The sequence below is a fragment of the Streptomyces roseoverticillatus genome (genome assembly GCF_000719265.1).
Classification (GTDB): domain Bacteria; phylum Actinomycetota; class Actinomycetes; order Streptomycetales; family Streptomycetaceae; genus Streptomyces; species Streptomyces roseoverticillatus.
Window position 1 is genome coordinate 1 of the sequence record NZ_JOFL01000061.1, and the last position, 1,670, is coordinate 1,670.

The 1,670-nt window shown below is 72.2% G+C and carries 1 protein-coding gene; it reads right to left on the bottom strand.

Annotation, left to right across the window (positions count from 1 at the left end; all coding sequences use genetic code 11):
- The coding region (locus IF61_RS0131795; protein ID WP_043191738.1) for a type I polyketide synthase at positions 1-1,670 on the bottom strand (1,670 nt) is incomplete at both ends.

Consider the following 1,670-nt stretch of genomic DNA (forward strand, 5'->3'; position numbering starts at 1 on the left):
CGGAACGCAGCGACTGAGCCGCCCAGTGCAACGCCACCAACGACGACGAACACGCCGTGTCCACCGTCACGGCCGGCCCCTCGAAGCCGAACGTGTACGCGACGCGGCCGGACGCGATACTGCCCGCGCTGCCGTTGCCGCGGTACCCCTCGAACTGGTCACCGACCAGGATCTCGCTGTAGTCGGTGTACATGACGCCGGCGAAGACACCCGTTCGGCTGCCCCGCTGCCCGGCCGGGTCGATGCCCGCCCGCTCCAGCGCCTCCCACGTCGTCTCCAGCAGCAACCGCTGCTGCGAGTCCGTCGCCAGCGCCTCCCGGGGACTCATGCCGAAGAACTCGGGGTCGAAGTCACCGGCCTCGTGGAGGAATCCGCCGGAGCGGGTGTAGGAGGTGCCGGCCGCGTCCGGGTCGGGGTTGTAGAGCGCCTCGACGTCCCAGCCGCGGTCCGTGGGGAAGCCGGAGACGGCGTCCACGCCGTCCGACACCAGCCGCCACAGGTCCTCGGGCGAGGTCACGCCGCCCGGGTAACGGCAGCTCATGCCGACGATCACGACGGGGTCGTCGGCGGCCGGTGCCCGCACGGGCGCCGGTACGTCCGCCACCGCTTCCGCCTGCCCGCCGAACATTTCGTCCAGCAGGAACCCGACCAGTGCGTCCGCCGTCGGGTAGTCGAAGACGGCGGTCGGAGAAAGCCGCAGTCCTGTCGCGTTGTTGATCCGGTTGCGCAGCTCGACCGCCGTCAGGGAGTCGAAGCCGAGTTCCTGGAAGGCCCGGGTGGGGTCGACCGTCTGCGGGCTCGCGTGGCCCAGGACCACGGCGACCTGGGCGCGCACCACGTCCAGGAGCACTTCGCGCCGTTCGACGGCGCCCAGCGGGGAGAGGCGTCCCACGAGGCCGGCCGCCGCGGCGGAGCCGGCGACCGCCGAGCGCCGGGCACGGGACCGGACGAGTCCCCGCAGGAGCGGGGGCACGTCCTCCTGCCCGCGCAGCACGGCGAGGTCGAAGCGTACGGGGAGCACGTGCGCGGCGCCGGCGGCCAGTGCGGCGTCGAAGAGTGCCACGCCTTCGGCGGGGGTGAGTTCGGGCATGCCCGAGCGGGCGATCCGCTGCAGGTCGGCGTCCGACAGGGTGCCGGTCATGCCGCTGTCCTGGGACCACGGGCCCCACGCCAGCGACACGGCGGGGAGCCCCTGCGCCCGGCGGTGGCGGGCCAAGGCATCCAGGAACGCGTTACCGGCCGCATAGTTGGCCTGACCGGAACTGCCGACGACACCCGCCACGGAGGAGAAGACGACGAAGGCATCGAGGTCTCGGTCCTTGGTGGCCTCGTGCAGATTCCACGCCGCATCCACCTTCGGCTGCAGGACCCCGGCCAGCCGCTCCGGGGTCAGCGAGCCGATCACCCCGTCGTCCAGCACACCCGCGGTATGCACAACGGCAGTGACAGGATGCCGGGCCACCAGATCCTCCACGGCCGCGCCGTCGGTCACATCGCACGCCTCGACAACGGCCTCCGCTCCCTGCCGCGCGAGCTCGGACACCAGCTCCTCAACACCCTCAGCGGCCGGACCCCTGCGGCTCACCAGCAGCAGACTCCGCACGCCGTGCTCCGCCACCAGATGACGCGCCACCACACGACCCAGACCACCCGTACCACCGGTGATCAAC